Here is a 16,799-nt window from a genome sequence, read left to right as displayed (position 1 = left end):
GTGCTACAGGTCTGTCGGCAATACAGATGGTCAGTGCAACAACACGAAGTACCGCAACCACAGGTAGATCGCCGCGAGCGCGATCGAGACGGCCGTGACCACCACCCCTTTGCGGGTGAACTCCCAGAACGAGATGGGAGCTCCTGCGCGCCGGGCGATTCCGAGCATGACGACGTTCGCGCTGGCGCCGATTGCGGTCAGGTTGCCGCCGAAGTCGGCACCCAGGGCCAGCGCCCACCAGGGGGTGTCGGTGCCGGGTTGACCCCCCATGACCGCGACCAGCTCCGCGACGAGGGGCGTCATCGTGGCGACGTAGGGAATGTTGTCGATAATTCCCGAGATCGGGGCGGAGACGCCGAGGATTAGGAACGCGGTGGCCACAATATTGCCGCCGGTCAGCTGGGTCGCTGCCCGCGCGAGATCGTTGACGACACCGGTCTTGACCAGCGCTCCGACCATAATGAACAGCCCGGCGAAAAACAGCAGCGTGTCCCACTCGACGCTGGATAGATACTCGGATCGCGTCAGACCCGAGACCACGATCAGCATCCCAGCGCCCAGCAGCGCCACTAGAGAAGGCTGGATATGCAGCACCGGATGGGCGACGAAGGCCGCGAACACCAGCACCAGCACGGCGCCACATTTGACCAGCAGTCCGCGGTCGCGGATGGCTTCACCCTCGTCGAGCGACATGACATCGGCAATTCGATCGGCTTCGACCGTGATCGAGCCGAACAGGCGGGGCAGCACAGCGATGAGGGCGATCAGCACAATGACCACCAGCGGTGTCAAGTGCAGCAGGAAGTCGTTGAACGTCAATCCCGCCCGGCTGGCCACGATGATGTTCGGCGGGTCACCCACCAACGTCGCGGCGCCACCAATGTTGGAGGCGAAGACTTCGGCCATCAGGAACGACGTCGTGTTGATGTTTAACCGGTCGCACACCAATAGCGTGACCGGCGCGATCAACAACACCGTGGTGACGTTATCCAGCAAGGCTGACGCCAACGCGCTCACCAATACCAGCAGGATCATGATGCGTAGCGGCGAGCCGCGGGCGCGCTTGGCGGCCCAGATCGCGGTGTATTCGAACACCCCCGTCTGCCGCAGCACTCCGACGATGATCATCATGCCCACCAACAAGAGAATGACGTCCCAGTCGATTCCGGTGTCGTGGGAATAGAAGATGTCGTGGGATGTGATCACTGGTAGGACGACCACGGCCGCCGCGCCGGTCAGCGCCACCATCGTCTTGTTGACGCGATCGCTGGCAATCAGAACGTAGGCCGCCACGAAGATGGTGACCGCGACGACGCTCACGAGGTCAAGTCTTCAGTGCCGCAGCAAGCAGGCGCGATGCGGTGACCACCCCGAGCAGCGAGCCGTCTTTGACCACCGCGAGCAATGGGCTGCGCAGCCGTGCCATCACCGCGGCCACCTCGATGATGGTGTCGTCGGCGTTAGCCGGGGGAACCTCGACCAGGTGGTCAGGCAACACGTCGCGGACCTTTTTGCCGCTCAATCTCTCGGCGCACCGGTCGGCCGTCGATTCGTTGAGCACACCGGCCAGTGAGGGATCGTCTTGCACATAGCGGGGCACGATGAAGCGCACGACCTGTGAGGCAGGGAGTACCGCATACTGTTTGCCCGCTCCGGCGGTGACCAACAGTCCAGGCAGACGATGCTCTGCGAGCATGCGGGCAGCATCCAGCGCGTCGGAATCGATGCTTACGACGGGATAGTCCTCCGCCATTTGCTCGGCACGCATATCCCGACGATACGTCGCAAAGGTGGGCGCGGTTGGGTCGACGTTTACCTTCATATCGAACTCCGGAGTTGGATGACAATGAGTCGCCGACCAGGCTTCCCGGCGCGCCGGCCACCGACGCTATCAAAGTGGTTCGGCCCTTTTGATCGGCGGCCGCATGCTGGGCCAATGGGGGGTTGCTGCGTACACTAGCGAAATGCTGCAACAGATCCGCGGGCCCGCTGATCTGCAGCACCTTTCCCAGGCGCAGCTTCGGGAGCTGGCCGCCGAGATCCGTGAGTTCCTGATCCACAAGGTTGCCGCCACGGGGGGGCATCTGGGGCCGAACCTGGGAGTGGTGGAACTCACTTTGGCGCTGCACCGGGTATTCGACTCGCCGCACGATCCGATCATCTTCGACACCGGTCACCAGGCCTACGTCCACAAGATGTTGACCGGACGCTGCCAGGACTTCGCAACCCTGCGTAAGAAGGGCGGGTTGTCGGGGTATCCGTCTCGTGCCGAGAGCGAGCACGACTGGGTGGAGTCGAGCCACGCCAGCGCGGCGCTGTCGTACGCGGACGGGTTGGCCAAGGCGTTCGAGTTGACCGGACACCGCAACCGGCATGTGGTCGCGGTGGTCGGTGACGGTGCGCTCACCGGCGGTATGTGCTGGGAGGCGCTGAACAATATCGCCGCATCCCGCCGGCCGGTGATTATCGTGGTCAACGACAATGGGCGCAGCTACGCGCCGACAATCGGGGGCGTCGCGGACCACCTGGCCACGCTGCGGCTGCAGCCGGCCTACGAGCAGGCGCTGGAGACGGGCCGCGACCTGGTGCGCGCGGTGCCGCTTGTCGGCGGTCTGTGGTTTCGATTCCTGCACAGCGTCAAGGCCGGCATCAAGGACTCGCTGTCGCCGCAGTTGCTGTTCACCGACCTGGGGTTGAAGTACGTCGGCCCGGTCGACGGCCATGACGAGCGGGCGGTGGAGGTCGCGCTGCGCAGCGCGCGGCGCTTCGGTGCCCCGGTGATCGTGCACGTCGTCACCCGCAAGGGCATGGGCTACCCGCCGGCCGAGGCCGACCAGGCCGAGCAGATGCATTCCACGGTCCCGATCGATCCGGCCACCGGACAAGCCACCAAGGTGGCCGGCCCAGGCTGGACGGCGACCTTCTCTGATGCACTTATCGGCTACGCCCAGAAACGTCGTGACATCGTGGCCATTACCGCGGCCATGCCGGGCCCCACCGGGCTGACCGCGTTCGGGCAGCGCTTCCCGGATCGGTTGTTCGACGTCGGGATCGCCGAGCAACACGCGATGACGTCGGCGGCCGGGTTGGCGATGGGTGGGCTGCACCCCGTGGTGGCGATCTACTCGACGTTCCTGAACCGGGCGTTCGACCAGATCATGATGGATGTGGCGCTGCACAAGCTGCCGGTCACCATGGTGCTGGACCGTGCCGGGATCACCGGTAGCGACGGCGCCAGCCACAACGGAATGTGGGACTTGTCGATGCTGGGTATCGTGCCCGGCATCCGGGTGGCAGCGCCCAGAGACGCCACCCGGTTGCGTGAAGAACTCGGCGAGGCGCTCGACGTCGACGACGGCCCGACGGCTTTACGGTTCCCCAAAGGGGATGTGGGAGAAGATATTTCGGCTTTGGAGCGGCGTGGAGGCGTGGATGTGCTCGCGGCGCCCGCCGATGGTTTGAACCACGACGTCCTGTTGGTGGCCATCGGCGCGTTCGCACCGATGGCGTTGGCGGTGGCCAAGCGGCTGCACAACCAGGGGATCGGTGTGACGGTGATCGACCCGCGCTGGGTGTTGCCGGTGTCTGACGGTGTGCGCGAACTGGCGGTGCAGCACAAGCTGCTCGTCACGCTAGAGGACAACGGGGTCAACGGTGGGGCGGGGTCAGCGGTGTCGGCCGCGCTGCGGCGCGCGGAGATCGACGTGCCCTGCCGCGATGTCGGGTTGCCGCAGGAGTTCTACGAGCACGCGTCTCGAAGCGAGGTGCTGGCCGATCTGGGGCTTACCGACCAGGACGTGGCCCGGCGGATCACCGGCTGGGTCGCCGCCCTGGGTACCGGGGTGTGTGCGTCCGACGCGATTCCAGAACATCTCGACTAAGAGCCATCATCGCCCTGGGCGCCGGCGTCCGGAGCCCCTGTCAACGCCGCGGTCAGGATGGGGACCACTAGTTCGAGCTGCCAGGCCCGTGCCTGGCCGGTGCGCAGGTACGCCTCGACAGCGGCAATCGGGTCTGGAGAACTCTGCGAGATGTCCTCCCATTCCCAACACAGCCGTCGCACCAGATCAGGTGAGACCAGGTTCTCGGTCGGTACCCGCACCCGTTGCGACACCTCCGTCAGCGCCGCGCGCGCCGCATCCAGCCGTGCGGCGGCTGCCGGTTTCCGTCTGACCCACCGCCCCGGCGGCGGCGGCCCGTTTGCCGGTTCGGCGATCTCCGGCGGATCTGGGCTTTCGCGTGCGGCTGCCAGTGCCGCCCACCACACAGCCGCGCTGCGACGTTGGTTGCGTCCGCCGAACACCGGTAACGCGACAAGGTCGTCGACTGACTTTGGGTCGGCGATGGCGGCATCGATAATGGCCGAGTCCGGCAAGATCCGGCGGGGCGCGATGTCGCGGCGCTGGGCGATTCGGTCACGCGCTGTCCACAATTCGCGGACCGCGGCCAGCCCCCGCCGGTCATGCACTTTGTGGATACCCGAGGTTCGTCGCCAGCGGTCCTGCCGGGCGGCCGCTGGGGGTGGCCTTGATTCGAACGACCGCAGGTGCTCGAATTCCTGCGCAGCCCAATCGGTTTTGCCTTGCTCGGCCAGCACCCGCGAGATCGCCGCGCGTAGTTCGATGAGCAGTTCCACGTCTAACGCCGCGTAGTTCAGCCAGGCCGAGGGTAGCGGGCGCTTGGACCAGTCGGCCGCGCCGTGGCCCTTGGTCAATCCCAGTCCAAGTAACCGCTCGACCATGGCCGCCAGGTTCACTCGATCGAACCCGGCCAGGCGCCCGGCAAGCTCGGTGTCGTATAGCGCTGGCGGTCGCATACCGACCTCGGCGAGACAGGGCAGATCCTGATCGGCGGAGTGCAGGATCCACTCGTTTGTGCCGAGCACCTCGGCGACCGGCGCCAGCACGGTCAACGGGTCACCGCCGTGGCTGACCGGGTCGATCAGTACGGTGCCGGCCTCGGCCCGCCGGATCTGAATCAGGTAGGCGCGGCCGGAGTAGCGGAAACCCGACGCCCGCTCGGCGTCTACCGCGAACGGTCCGCGCCCGCGGTCCAGTAGTTCTGCGGCAGCGGCGATTTCACCGACGGTCACACACAGATCCGGTATCCCACCGGCGGGCCGGAGCAAGGGGGTGGGTTCCGATTCCGTGCCTTCGGACTCAGCAGCTCCCGCGTGAGACGGCTCGGGGCACATGTCAGGCGCGTGACCGCGAGCCCAGGTCGGTGACCCCGGCTGGCGGCAGGCCGGCCGCGTGCTCCAGGACGTCGCAGAACGCCTGGACATGGGCGCCCAGATCGGGGGTGGTCGCCGTCCATGACGCCCGTAGCTCCAGCTGGTGAGCGCGCGGCGGCCCGGAGATGTCGCCGTATCGCACCGATGTGGTGGCGGTGACAGTGCCGCCCAGGGCCCTCACCTGGTCGGTGCGCGCTGTCAGCGCGTCCACCAGCCAACTCCATGCCACCTCGGGCAGCAGGGGGTCGACGGCTTCACTCGAGTCCAGGTCGGCCTGGACATAGGCGACCAGGCGAATAGTGCCGTCCCATGCATCGGAGCCGTCCGGGTCATACAGCATGATCAGCCGGCCGAAGGCGTCGCCCTCGGAACGCTCCGGAATGACGTCGAGTTCGGGATGCTTGATCTCGGCTCCCAGCGCATAGCTGTACGGAGCTAGCCGCTGCGGCGGTCGGATAGGGCCGAGTTCGATTTCCGGCCGCACGGTGACAGCGTTCATCGCCGCTACTGCCTCGCGGAATAGGGCCGGCTCGGCGGAGGTCAAGCGCCGCTCCTCCTCATCGCTGCGCTCTGCATCGTCGCCGGCGGAGGTCAAGCGCCGCTCCTCCTCATCGCTGCGCTCTGCATCGTCGCCGGCGGAGGTCAAGCGCCGCTCCTCCTCATCGCTGCGCTCTGCATCGTCGCCGGCGGAGGTCACGCGCCGCTCCTCCTCATCGCTGCGCTCTGCATCGTCGCCGGCGGAGGTCAAGCGCCGCTCCTCCTCATCGCTGCGCTCTGCATCGTCGCCGGCGGAGGTCAAGCGCCGCTCCTCCTCATCGCTGCGCTCTGCATCGTCGCCGGCGGAGGTCAAGCGCCGCTCCTCCTCATCGCTGCGCTCTGCATCGTCGCCGGCGTGGGTCACAGATTTCGACGGTAGACCTATCCGCCGACACGTGTGCACAGGCGCGCCGAACTGTGCTCAGCTGCCGGCGCCGGGATCGGGGTCGGCGCCGAACCGCGCGGGGCGCTTTTCGCGGTGCGCGGCCAGGCCTTCCCGGACGTCGGGACCACCGAACCCGATGAACTCCAGCCCGAGCGACGTTTCGAAGGCGGGACCGAACATGCGGTACCAGTGATTGAGGCTGCGTTTGGTCCAGCGGATGGCGTTTTGCGCGCCAGCGGCGAGCCGCTCCGCCAGGCGTGTTGCGGTGGGGAGCACATCGTCGTCGTCGACGCAGATGGAGACCAGACCGATGCGTTCGGCCTCCTCCCCGGACAGCGGCTCGCAGGTCAGCAGGTAGTACTTGGCCTTGGCCATGCCGACCAGCAGGGGCCAGCAGATCGCCGCGTGATCCCCCGCGGCGACCCCGAGTTTGGTGTGCCCATCGATGATCTTCGCGGCGCGGCCCGCCACCGAAATGTCGGCGAGCAGCGCGACAACCAGACCCGCACCGACGGCCGGGCCCCGAATCGCCGACACCACCGGCTTGTCGAAGTTGACCAGGTTGAGCACCAGGTCGCGGGCCTCGCGCATGATGCGCAGCCGGCCCTGGTAGTCGCCGATGGTTTCGGCGATCAGGTCGAAACTGCCGCCGGAGGAAAAGGCCTTGCCTTCACCGCGGACCAAGACCACGCGCACGGCCGGGTCGCGATCGATCACCGGCCAGATGTCGGCAAGGTCGCGGTGCATGTGCGGCCCGACCGAGTTCAGCCCGGGGGAGTCCAGCACCAGCTCCAGCACGCCTTCGTGACCAGGTTGGTCGTGGATTTCGCAGCGCAGGCTGGGGAAGTCGTCGTAGGTAACTGGCATTGGGTCGATGTTACGCAGGTGCGGGGTGGCGGTCGTGGCAGCATTGAGTTCGATGAGTACCCGTCGCGACCTTCCGCAGTCGCCGTATCTGGCCGCCGTCACCGGCCGCAAGCCCAGCCGGGTGCCGGTGTGGTTCATGCGGCAGGCCGGGCGCTCGTTGCCCGAATACCGGGCGCTGCGCGAGCGGTACAGCATGCTGGCGGCCTGTTTCGAACCGGACGTGGCCTGTGAGATTACCCTGCAGCCGATACGCCGCTACGACGTCGACGCGGCCATCCTGTTCTCCGACATCGTGGTGCCGCTACGGGCGGCCGGCGTGGATTTGGACATCGTCGCCGACGTTGGGCCGGTGATCGCGGACCCGGTGCGCACCGCCGCCGATGTCGCCGCCATGAAACCACTTGATCCACAAGCGATTCAACCGGTATTGGTGGCGGCTTCGTTGTTGGTCGCTGAGCTTGGCGACGTGCCGCTGATCGGTTTCGCCGGCGCGCCGTTCACGCTGGCCTCCTACCTCGTGGAGGGCGGACCGAGCCGCCATCACGCCCACGTCAAGGCGATGATGTTGGCCGAGCCGGCGAGCTGGCACGCGCTGATGGCCAAGCTGACCGACCTCACCATCGCGTTTCTGGTCGGCCAAATCGACGCGGGGGTGGACGCCATCCAGGTATTCGACTCCTGGGCCGGGGCGCTCTCGCCGATCGACTACCGCCAGTACGTGTTGCCGCACAGCGCCCGGGTGTTCGCTGCGCTGGGCGAGCATGGCGTGCCGATGACGCACTTCGGGGTTGGGACCGCCGAATTGCTGGGCGCGATGTCGGAGGCCGTGACAGCCGGGGAGCGGCCAGGCCGAGGGGCCGTCGTCGGCGTGGACTGGCGGACCCCGCTGACCGACGCCGCCGCCCGGGTGGTGCCCGGCACGGCGTTGCAGGGCAACCTCGATCCGGCGGTGGTCCTGGCGGGCTGGCCGGCGGTGGAACGTGCCGCACGTGCCGTTGTCGACGACGGACGCCGCGCCGTCGACGCCGGTGCGGCCGGCCATATCTTCAACCTCGGCCACGGGGTGCTGCCAGAAAGCGATCCCGCGGTGCTGGCCGACCTGGTCTCGCTCGTACACTCGCTATGACTCCCCGCTCGTATTGTGTTGTAGGAGGCGGGATTTCGGGATTGACCTCGGCGTACCGGCTGCGGCAGGCTGTCGGCGATGACGCGACCATCACCTTGTTCGAACCGGCCGATAGGCTCGGCGGGGTATTGCGCACCGAGCATATCGGCGGACAGCCAATGGACCTCGGCGCGGAGGCGTTCGTGCTGCGTAGGCCCGAGATGCCGGCGCTTTTGGCCGAGCTGGGCCTGTCGGACCGCCAACTCGCCAGCACCGGCGCGCGGCCGCTCATCTACAGCCAGCAGCGCTTGCACCCGCTGCCGCCGCAGACGGTCGTCGGGATCCCGTCGTCGGCGGGCTCCATGGCGGGGCTGGTCGACGACGCAACCCTGGCGCGGATCGACGCCGAAGCCGCTCGTCCGTTCACCTGGCAGGTGGGCAGCGATCCCGCGGTGGCCGACTTGGTGGCTGACCGGTTCGGCGACCAAGTCGTGGCCCGGTCGGTGGACCCGCTGTTAAGCGGGGTATACGCGGGCTCGGCGGCGACGATCGGGCTGCGCGCGGCCGCCCCGAGCGTGGCCGCGGCCCTGGATCGCGGGGCGACCAGTGTGACCGACGCGGTCCGGCAGGCGCTGCCGCCGGGAAGCGGCGGGCCGGTGTTCGGCGCGCTGGACGGCGGGTATCAGGTGCTGCTCGACGGGCTCGTCCGGCGCAGCCGGGTGCACTGGGTGCGGGCCAGGGTGGTCCAGCTCGAACGCGGCTGGGTGCTGCGCGACGAAACCGGCGGCCGCTGGCAGGCCGACGCCGTCATCCTGGCGGTTCCGGCGCCGCGGTTGGCGCGCCTCGTCGATGGCATCGCGCCGCGCACACATGCCGCCGCCCGGCAGATCGTGAGCGCGTCGTCGGCGGTGGTGGCGCTGGCGGTGCCCGGCGGCACCGCGTTTCCGCACTGTTCCGGCGTGCTGGTGGCCGGCGACGAGTCACCGCATGCCAAGGCGATCACATTGTCGTCGCGCAAATGGGGTCAGCGCGGCGACGTCGCGCTGTTGCGGCTGTCGTTCGGTCGGTTCGGCGACGAACTGGCCCTGACGGCCTCCGACGACCAACTCCTGGCCTGGGCAGCGGACGACTTGGTCACGGTGTTCGGTGTGGCCGTCGACCCGGTCGACGTTCGGGTCCGGCGCTGGATCGAGGCGATGCCGCAGTACGGTCCCGGCCATGCCGATGTGGTCGCCGAGCTGCGCGCCGGCCTGCCACCGACGCTGGCCGTTGCGGGCAGCTACCTCGACGGGATCGGCGTGCCGGCCTGCGTCGGCGCGGCGGGCCGGGCCGTCACCAGCGTCATCGAGGCCTTAGATGCGCAGGTGGCACGATAGATGCCATGGCCCGTCTTGACTATGACGCGTTGAATGCGACGCTGCGCTACCTGATGTTCTCAGTGTTCTCGGTGAGTCCCGGTGCGCTCGGTGACCAGCGTGACGCGATCATCGACGACGCGTCCACGTTTTTCAAACAGCAGGAAGAGCGCGGGGTTGTGGTGCGCGGCCTCTACGACGTCGCGGGCCTGCGGGCCGACGCCGATTTCATGGTCTGGACCCACGCCGAAAATGTCGAGGCCCTGCAGGCCACCTACGCCGACTTCCGGCGCACCACCACGCTGGGGCGGGCATGCACGCCGGTGTGGAGCGGTGTGGGCCTGCACCGGCCGGCGGAGTTCAACAAAAGTCATATCCCGGCGTTTCTGGCCGGCGAGGAGCCCGGCGCCTACATCTGCGTCTATCCGTTTGTGCGGTCTTACGAGTGGTACTTGCTGCCCGACGAGGAACGTCGCCGCATGCTCGCCGAACACGGCATGGCCGCCCGCGGATACAAGGACGTCCGGGCCAACACGGTGCCGGCGTTCGCGCTGGGCGACTACGAATGGATCCTGGCGTTCGAGGCGCCCGAGCTGGACCGCATCGTCGACCTAATGCGTGAGCTGCGCGCCACCGACGCGCGCCGCCATACCCGCGCGGAGACACCGTTTTTCACCGGCCCGCGAGTGCCGGTGGAGCAGTTGGTGCACTCGCTGCCATGACGGCCCAGTTCGATCCTGCCGATCCCACCCGGTTCGAGGAGATGTATCGCGATGATCGGGTCGCCCACGGGTTGCCGGCCGCCACGCCATGGGACATCGGGGGTCCCCAGCCGGTGGTTCAACAGCTGGTTGCGTTGGGCGCGATCCGAGGTGAGGTGCTCGACCCGGGCACCGGGCCCGGGCACCACGCGATCTACTACGCCGCCAAGGGATATGCGGCCACCGGGATCGACGGGTCGGTCGCGGCCATCGAGCGGGCTCGGGACAACGCGCGTAAGGCGGGGGTGTCGGTGAACTTCCAGGTCGGCGACGCCACCACGCTCGACGGGCTGGACGGCCGGTTCGACACCGTCGTCGATTGCGCCTTCTACCACACCTTCAGCACCGCGCCCGAGCTGCAAAGGTGCTATGTGCGGGCGCTGCGCCGGGCCAGCAAGCCGGGTGCACGGCTGTACATGTTCGAATTCGGCGAGCACAACGTCAACGGGTTCAGCATGCCGCGGTCGTTGTCCGAGGACGATTTTCGCCAGGTGCTTCCGGTCGGCGGTTGGGAGATCACCTACCTGGGGACGACCACCTACCAGGTCAACTTGAGCGTCGAGGCCCTAGAGCTGATGGCCGCGCGCAATCCCGATATGGCCGATCAAGTGCGGTGCGTGCTGGAGCGGTTCCGGGCGATTAAGCCGTGGCTGGTGGGCGGCCGCGTACATGCCCCGTTCTGGGAAGTGCACGCCACCCGGGTGGACTGACTTTCACCGAGACTGACGTTTTGCAGTGAAAGTGCGAGAGGGCGTCTGCAAAACGTCAATCTCGGCGCTACACGCTACCGGGGACCAGGCGCAGCGAAATGGAGTTGATGCAATAGCGCTTGTCGGTTGGCGTGGGATACCCCTCGCCGGCGAACACGTGGCCCAGGTGGCTGTCGCAGTTCGCGCACAGCACCTCGGTACGCGTCATCCCCAACGAGTGGTCAGGGCGCAGGGTCACCGCATCGGAGCTTTTCGGGTCGAAGAACGACGGCCAGCCGCAATGCGACTCGAATTTCTCAGTGCTGCGGAACAATTCGGCACCACAGGCCCGGCACTGGTAGATGCCCGCTGTTGTGGTGTCGGTGTATTCACCGGTGAAGGGCCGCTCGGTCCCGGCGCGACGTAGCACATGGAATTCCTGCGGGGTGAGCTTCTGACGCCACTCGTCGTCGGACAGTTCTAGCTTTGGGCGCGTCATGGGTCCACGCTAGTCCCGATGGCGGTGACCCGCTGCGCCCGGCTCGCCGCGCTTGCGATCACCGCTGGCCCTCCCGCTCGGGCGTCAGCCAGGCTGGATCGATACCGCCGTCCAGCCGGTTGTCCGCCTTGGCGTCCAGATAGCGGAAATAGAGCACGGTAAACGTCACGATCAACAGCAACGACCAACCGTAGGTGATCTTGAGGTATTCCAGCGCGCGGCCCCATCTCATCCAGTTGAACAGCAGCCAGCGATCCAACGTCATGAAGCCGTAGACTCCCAGCCACGCCGGCCAGTTGCGGATCACCGAGTTGGGCAGCACAACGGTCATCAGGAACGGGAACAGCATCATCGAGTAGTAGCCCTGGGCCAGCGACATCACCAGCCACGACCACAGCAGCAGCACACCCGACGAGGTGGTGAACCAAAACAGCGGGTCACCGGTGCGGTAGTAGCGGTACAACAGCCACAATGCGCCGAAGGTGATCGCGGTGAACAGGATCCGCAGGAACAGGATCAGCCAGGTGGGCAGCCCGAAGTAGACGCCGTTGCCCAAGATCGAGCTGTTGAAGTAGTCCCGGGTGCCCAAGATGTAGGGCAGCGTGCGGGTGAAGAAGCTCATCGGGTCACTGACCAGCGGCAGCGCGGCCACGTTGACGACGACGGGAACGACGACGGCGGCCACCAGAGCCCGCCACTGGCGGTTCAGCAGCGGCAGCAACAACAGCGGACCGAGCAGGGGTTTGAGAACCAGGGTCAGCCCGATCGCCAGGCCGCCGCACCACTGACGACTGGCTCGGCCGTCCAACAGCCATCTCAGAAAGAGCACCTCCAACAGCAGGATGCAGCCGTTGATGTTGGTGAACACCAGCGTGTTGGTCACGGTCTCGGTAGCAAACATGGCCAGAATCAGGGCGGGTGCGGCCACCGAGGTCAGCGTGAAGTTGAACATCCGCAGCAGCAGGTAGGCGGCGACCAGGATGGCCGCGGTGTTGATCGAGATAAACAGATAGCGCGACGGGGCGAAGGGCAGGTAGCCGAACGGCGCCATCAGCAGGGTGCCACCGGGGGGATACAGGTAGTGCGGGTCGACGTAGTCGAAGTGCTCGTTATAGATGTCCCATCCGCGCCGGAAGTTCAGCACCGCGCGGTAGACCGGCTTGAAATCGTCGGTGATGTTGCCGTTGGTCGTCAATACGATGCTGCGGTGCAGCACCGACAGGACGGCGGCCGGCCAGAGCGCCGACCGCAGGATCGTCGCGGTGCTCGGGGCGCCGGTGCGCGGACGGAATCCGGCCAACAAGGATGCGCCTAGGCCGGTTCGGATGGAGTCAGCTGCCGTCACCAGCGCACCGTACACCGCGTCCCGCCCGCCCCGAATATCAGGCGGGGCAATAGGTGTCGGTGTCAGGCAGCTTGCCAGTGTCCAGGTAGGCGACGAGTGGCGGCACCGCGCAGGACGAGTAGATGCTGGCGCCGTGGCCAATACCTTGCCACATCACCCGCTTGCTGGCGGCGTTGGCGTTGATGGCCGTGGCGGCGGTCGCGGCGACCCCTTCGTTGCCCACGATCGGGTCGTTTTGCACACCGAGCAACAGCACGTCGACCTTGAGGTCTTTCGGTGGCTGCGGCGGCGAACTGCTGGGCCAGTGCACGCATTTCACCAGGTTGAGCGCCGCGACGGCGCCGAACTGCGGGTAGAGCTTCCCCCAAGCCACCACCAGCTCGCGCACCCGGTCCGGTGTCGGGCGGTTGACCGCATCGCTGCACGAGCTGATGAACTGACCGTCCGTATCCCGGGTGGTATCGGCGCGGTTGATCAGGGCGGACAGCAAGTTCATGTCCCCGGAGCGGGCCGCGGCCAGCGCGTCGGCCAATTTCGTGGTGCTATCGACCCGGCCACTGTCGGGGAAGCCCAACGCGGTGGCGACGGCGTTGGCGACAGCCGCCACCGACGCGCCGCCGGGCCCATCACCGGACCGGGCGGCCGACAGCAGCGCGCTGACCGCGCCTTTCGGATCGGAGCCCAGCGCGCAGTTCACCGCGACACATTGCGCAGCGAATGCGTCCAGCGCCGCCTGTTGGCCCTGGACCTGTTGCTCGGCGGCGGCTTCGGCAGAGACCCCCAACGCGATTGGGGAGTCGAGGATCAGTCTGGCGACGTTGTCGGGACGCGATGCTGCGTAGGCCAGCGCCACTTGGGTGCCGTTGCCAATGCCGACGAAGGCGAGGGCAGGGACGTCCCAGAGTTTGCGTAAGCGCTCGATATCCGAGGCGGCGTGGGTGTTGTCGTAGGCGGACTCGCCTGGCGCGATGGCGTCGGTGCAGTCGGTGGTGGCGGTGTTGGAGATGTCGGAAAGGTTGGCCACCGGATCGTCGCCAGCCTGGAATTGCGCCTGATCACGCATCTCGTCGCGGTCAAAGTGATCGCGGCAGTCGATTGGGCTCGACATGCCCATGCCGCGGCGGTCGACGGCGACAATGGGGTGGCTGCGGAGCACATCGATGCCCGCGTGTGCCAGCCAGACCGGCAACTGCGTCGACGAGGGTAGGTCGGAGCCGGTGGTGAACACCAGGGGTCCTGCGTCGCTCGGGGTCTGGTTGGAGCGCGCGCGCACTACGCCGATGCTTACCGCTGTGGACCCGCCGACGAGCGGGTCGAGGTCGGTGTCATAGCTTGCGCATTCCAGCTTGACGCCGGGCGCTGCTGGAATCCCAGCATTCGAGTACACCCGTGACGTGCAGTCGTGCCACGACAAGTCGTTCTTGGGTGCGGCGAGCGGTGGTGGGCCAGCCGGCGGTGGTGTCGTGGTGGCTGCGCCTTGCGGTCCTGCGCCCGAGTAGGTCGCGAACCGCGGGTCGGCGCCGAACGCCGGGACGCATGCGGCCAGCACTGTCGCCGAGCAGGTCAGCGCGACCAACATCGCGGCTGACGTCATGTGCCGACTCATGCCGACCACAGTAGCCATTCACCCGGCGACGATGCGGGCCGCGTAGTGGGTCGGTGAGAGGCGGGCATTCACGTCCAGCTGTTCAGGTCTTGACGTAGCGGGTGTACAGGTAGCCGGAGTCGTCGGTGAGGACATGGGCACAGCGCATCCGGGTCAGCACCTGCCCGGGTCCCGTCACTATGCGGCGCGCCAAGCCGCCGACGACGTAGGGGGCGATCGTCAGACACAGCTCGTCGAGCACGTCACGCTCGACGAATGTCCCGAGCAACGTCGGCCCGCCTTCGGTAAGGATCCGGCGCAGACCGCGAGCCGCGAGCTGGGACACGAGCACTGCCTCATCGACCGTGCCCGGATCGTCGCCGGAGCACGCGATCACCTCGGCGAGGCCCGCGAGCCGCTGGCGCGTGTCATCGGCGACCGCCGTGGTGGTGAGCACCAACGGTGCCATCTCGGTCCGGGTGAATACCGCCATGTCACGGTCAAGGCGACCGGACCTGGTGACGATTGCCAGTTGCGGAACTTCGCTTTGGCCTCGGGCCTGCCGGTGCTGGCGCTGGACGACACCCATCCGGACGCCGGAGTAGCCCTCAATGCGCACGGTGCCCACGCCGACCACGATGACGTCGGCAAGTTCACGCAACAGGTTGAAGACGAATCGGTCGCCGGGCCCGGCCATCGCCCCGCTGGTGCCATCGACGGTAGCGCCGCCGTCCAAGCTGCTGATGAAGTTCGCCCGCAACCAGGTGCCGTCATCCGGATAGTCGTAAAGCTGGGGGAGTTCGCCGTCGGTGAGGTAATGCACCGAGCTGAGCAGCCTTAGCGGGGTGTCAGCGGCTCCGAGCTGACCAGAGTCGGGCATGACCTTGATTGCAGCACGTCGCTACAGTGCCACCATGCACGGGTCTGCCTCCGAAGCTTGCGGTTCGGTGGACCACCTGGTGGACAGGCATCCGACCGTGTCTCCGGTGCGGCTGATCGCCCAACTGCGGCCGCCTCCGACGTTCGCCGAGGTGAGCTTCGCGACGTATCGACCTGACCCGGTTGAACCCACCCAGGCGGCCGCCGTCGTGGCGTGCCAGGACTTTTGCCGGCAGGCCGTCGAGCGGCGTGCAGGCCGCAAGAAATGGTTCGGCAAGCGCGACGTGTTGCCCGGTGTGGGGCTGTACCTGGACGGTGGGTTCGGGGTAGGAAAGACGCACCTGCTGGCCTCTGCCTTCTACCAGCTGCCTGGAACCGGCCCGGACGCGCCGACATGTCCAAAGGCATTCGCGACGTTCGGTGAGCTGACCCAGCTGGCCGGTGTGTTCGGCTTCGCCGACTGTATCGATCTGTTGGCCAATTACACCGCTTTATGTATCGACGAGTTCGAGCTGGACGATCCGGGCAACACCACGCTGATCTCCCGGCTGCTTTCGGCTCTGGTAGAGCGGGGGGTTTCGGTGGCCGCCACCTCCAACACACTGCCCGAACAGCTCGGCGAGGGCCGCTTCGCCGCCCAGGACTTTCTACGCGAGATCAACACCCTGGCAAGCATTTTCACCACGGTGAGGATCGAGGGTCCGGACTACCGACACCGTGATCTGCCGCCGGCACCGGCGCCGCTGTCCGACGAGGAGGTGGCCGCGCGTGCCGCACGTGTTGAGGGGGCGACCCTTGACGACTTCGACGCGCTGTGCGCGCACCTGGCCACCATGCATCCGTCGCGATATCTGACCCTGATCGAAGGTGTGACCGCGGTGTTTCTGACCGGCGTGCACGGCATCGACGACCAGAACGTTGCGCTGCGGTTGGTGGCGCTCGTTGATCGGCTCTATGACGCCGGCATTCCGGTGGTGGCGTCCGGCGCTAAGCTGGACACCATCTTCAGCGAGGAAATGCTGGCCGGTGGATACCGAAAGAAGTACCTGCGGGCCACATCTCGCCTGCTGGCCCTGACGGCGGGGGTCATACAAGCTCGCGAACCATGACGTAGTCATTCTCGTGGTGGGCTCCCAGTCGAAACGTCCTGGTGCCGTTGATCTTGAAACCAGTCTTCGCGTAGAAGCGTTGTGCGCGTTGGTTTTTCTGGTTGACACCCAGCCACACCCGGAGCGCGCCCCAGTCGGCGGCGGTAGCCAGCACCTTGTGCATCAATGCCGCAGCGGCTCCGGTGCCATGATAACCCGGCAGCAGGTACAGCTTGGACAGCTCCACGTCCCGGTCGTCACCGCGAATGAGCATGGCGTAACCGACAATTCGGCCGTCATGGCGGGCGGTGAGGATGGCGCGCCGCGGATCGGTCAGATACTCGGCGAACCGGGCCGACGACAGGTTGGCGTCGACGAACGACGCGATGTGCTCCGGGGCGACCGCTGGTGGGCACGCCAGCGGGAAGGTGCGTGCGGCGACGGCGGCCAACTCGTCGGCGTCGGTCACGT

General features: G+C 67.0%; 16 protein-coding genes. 6 read left to right on the top strand and 10 right to left on the bottom strand.

The window, feature by feature from the left end:
* Positions 1-30: 30 nt before the first annotated feature.
* Together MCAN_RS14240 and MCAN_RS14235 are read right to left on the bottom strand one after the other, a co-directional pair.
* Positions 31-1,320 (bottom strand): ArsB/NhaD family transporter, encoded by a 1,290-nt coding sequence (locus tag MCAN_RS14240; protein WP_014001382.1) that lies wholly within the window; start codon positions 1,318-1,320, stop codon positions 31-33.
* 4 nt (positions 1,321-1,324) lie between these two features.
* Positions 1,325-1,768 carry a CBS domain-containing protein gene (locus MCAN_RS14235; RefSeq protein ID WP_031652363.1) on the bottom strand — a complete coding sequence of 148 codons (444 nt, stop codon included), beginning with the start codon at positions 1,766-1,768 and terminating at the stop codon, positions 1,325-1,327.
* Positions 1,769-1,964: 196 nt separating this feature from the next.
* Here MCAN_RS14235 and dxs point away from each other — a divergent pair, with 196 nt between their 5' ends.
* Complete coding sequence (gene dxs, locus MCAN_RS14230; protein WP_014001380.1) at positions 1,965-3,881, top strand: 1-deoxy-D-xylulose-5-phosphate synthase; 1,917 nt, start codon at positions 1,965-1,967, stop codon at positions 3,879-3,881.
* On the opposite strand, the gene MCAN_RS14225 is transcribed toward dxs, so the two are convergent.
* The 3 genes from MCAN_RS14225 to MCAN_RS14215 form a co-directional block, all read right to left on the bottom strand.
* Entirely contained in the window at positions 3,878-5,194 is a 1,317-nt protein-coding gene (locus MCAN_RS14225) for a ribonuclease D (protein WP_014001379.1), read from the bottom strand. The two genes, dxs and MCAN_RS14225, sit on opposite strands and share 4 nt — an antisense overlap.
* Position 5,195: 1 nt before the next feature.
* On the bottom strand, positions 5,196-5,828 hold the full coding sequence (locus tag MCAN_RS14220) for a DUF3000 domain-containing protein (protein WP_003413879.1): 633 nt from the start codon (positions 5,826-5,828) through the stop codon (positions 5,196-5,198).
* A gap of 363 nt (positions 5,829-6,191) precedes the next feature.
* Positions 6,192-7,022: an enoyl-CoA hydratase/isomerase family protein gene (locus MCAN_RS14215; RefSeq protein WP_003413876.1), complete on the bottom strand. Its 831-nt coding sequence runs from the start codon at positions 7,020-7,022 to the stop codon at positions 6,192-6,194.
* Between the two features lie 52 nt (positions 7,023-7,074).
* On the opposite strand from MCAN_RS14215, the gene hemE reads away from it, so the two are divergent.
* From hemE to MCAN_RS14195, 4 genes are read left to right on the top strand one after another with little or no spacing between them, the layout of a single operon-like run.
* Positions 7,075-8,148 carry a uroporphyrinogen decarboxylase gene (gene hemE / locus MCAN_RS14210; protein ID WP_003413873.1) on the top strand — a complete coding sequence of 358 codons (1,074 nt, stop codon included), beginning with the start codon at positions 7,075-7,077 and terminating at the stop codon, positions 8,146-8,148.
* Positions 8,145-9,503, top strand: a complete 1,359-nt coding sequence (locus MCAN_RS14205) for a protoporphyrinogen oxidase (protein ID WP_014001378.1) — start codon at positions 8,145-8,147, stop codon at positions 9,501-9,503. The genes hemE and MCAN_RS14205 overlap by 4 nt, the downstream gene beginning before the upstream one ends.
* A 5-nt stretch (positions 9,504-9,508) precedes the next feature.
* The gene (gene hemQ / locus MCAN_RS14200; RefSeq protein WP_014001377.1) at positions 9,509-10,204 is read left to right on the top strand and encodes a hydrogen peroxide-dependent heme synthase; all 696 of its coding nucleotides are present in this window, start codon (positions 9,509-9,511) and stop codon (positions 10,202-10,204) included.
* Entirely contained in the window at positions 10,201-10,953 is a 753-nt protein-coding gene (locus MCAN_RS14195) for a class I SAM-dependent methyltransferase (protein ID WP_003413866.1), read from the top strand. The genes hemQ and MCAN_RS14195 overlap by 4 nt, the downstream gene beginning before the upstream one ends.
* Positions 10,954-11,020: 67 nt before the next feature.
* Here the strand turns inward: MCAN_RS14195 and msrB are convergent, their stop codons facing one another.
* The 4 genes from msrB to ribD form a co-directional block, all read right to left on the bottom strand.
* The gene (gene msrB / locus MCAN_RS14190; RefSeq protein ID WP_003413865.1) at positions 11,021-11,431 is read right to left on the bottom strand and encodes a peptide-methionine (R)-S-oxide reductase MsrB; all 411 of its coding nucleotides are present in this window, start codon (positions 11,429-11,431) and stop codon (positions 11,021-11,023) included.
* Positions 11,432-11,489: 58 nt separating this feature from the next.
* Positions 11,490-12,791 (bottom strand): arabinofuranan 3-O-arabinosyltransferase, encoded by a 1,302-nt coding sequence (aftC, locus tag MCAN_RS14185; protein ID WP_003413860.1) that lies wholly within the window; start codon positions 12,789-12,791, stop codon positions 11,490-11,492.
* A gap of 22 nt (positions 12,792-12,813) precedes the next feature.
* A complete protein-coding gene (locus MCAN_RS14180; protein ID WP_014001376.1) occupies positions 12,814-14,400 on the bottom strand; it encodes an alpha/beta hydrolase in 1,587 nt (528 codons plus the stop codon).
* A 64-nt stretch (positions 14,401-14,464) separates the two neighbouring features.
* Positions 14,465-15,241 (bottom strand): bifunctional diaminohydroxyphosphoribosylaminopyrimidine deaminase/5-amino-6-(5-phosphoribosylamino)uracil reductase, encoded by a 777-nt coding sequence (gene ribD, locus MCAN_RS14175; protein ID WP_003413854.1) that lies wholly within the window; start codon positions 15,239-15,241, stop codon positions 14,465-14,467.
* Between ribD and zapE the strand changes: the two genes are divergently transcribed.
* Positions 15,240-16,349 (top strand): cell division protein ZapE, encoded by a 1,110-nt coding sequence (zapE, locus tag MCAN_RS14170; RefSeq protein ID WP_014001375.1) that lies wholly within the window; start codon positions 15,240-15,242, stop codon positions 16,347-16,349. The two genes, ribD and zapE, sit on opposite strands and share 2 nt — an antisense overlap.
* Here the strand turns inward: zapE and MCAN_RS14165 are convergent.
* On the bottom strand, positions 16,327-16,797 hold the full coding sequence (locus MCAN_RS14165) for an N-acetyltransferase (protein ID WP_003413852.1): 471 nt from the start codon (positions 16,795-16,797) through the stop codon (positions 16,327-16,329). The genes zapE and MCAN_RS14165 overlap by 23 nt on opposite strands.
* Positions 16,798-16,799: the final 2 nt, after the last annotated feature.

Source organism: Mycobacterium canetti CIPT 140010059 (assembly GCF_000253375.1).
Classification (GTDB): domain Bacteria; phylum Actinomycetota; class Actinomycetes; order Mycobacteriales; family Mycobacteriaceae; genus Mycobacterium; species Mycobacterium tuberculosis.
This window is presented reverse-complemented; position numbering and strand designations above follow the sequence as displayed.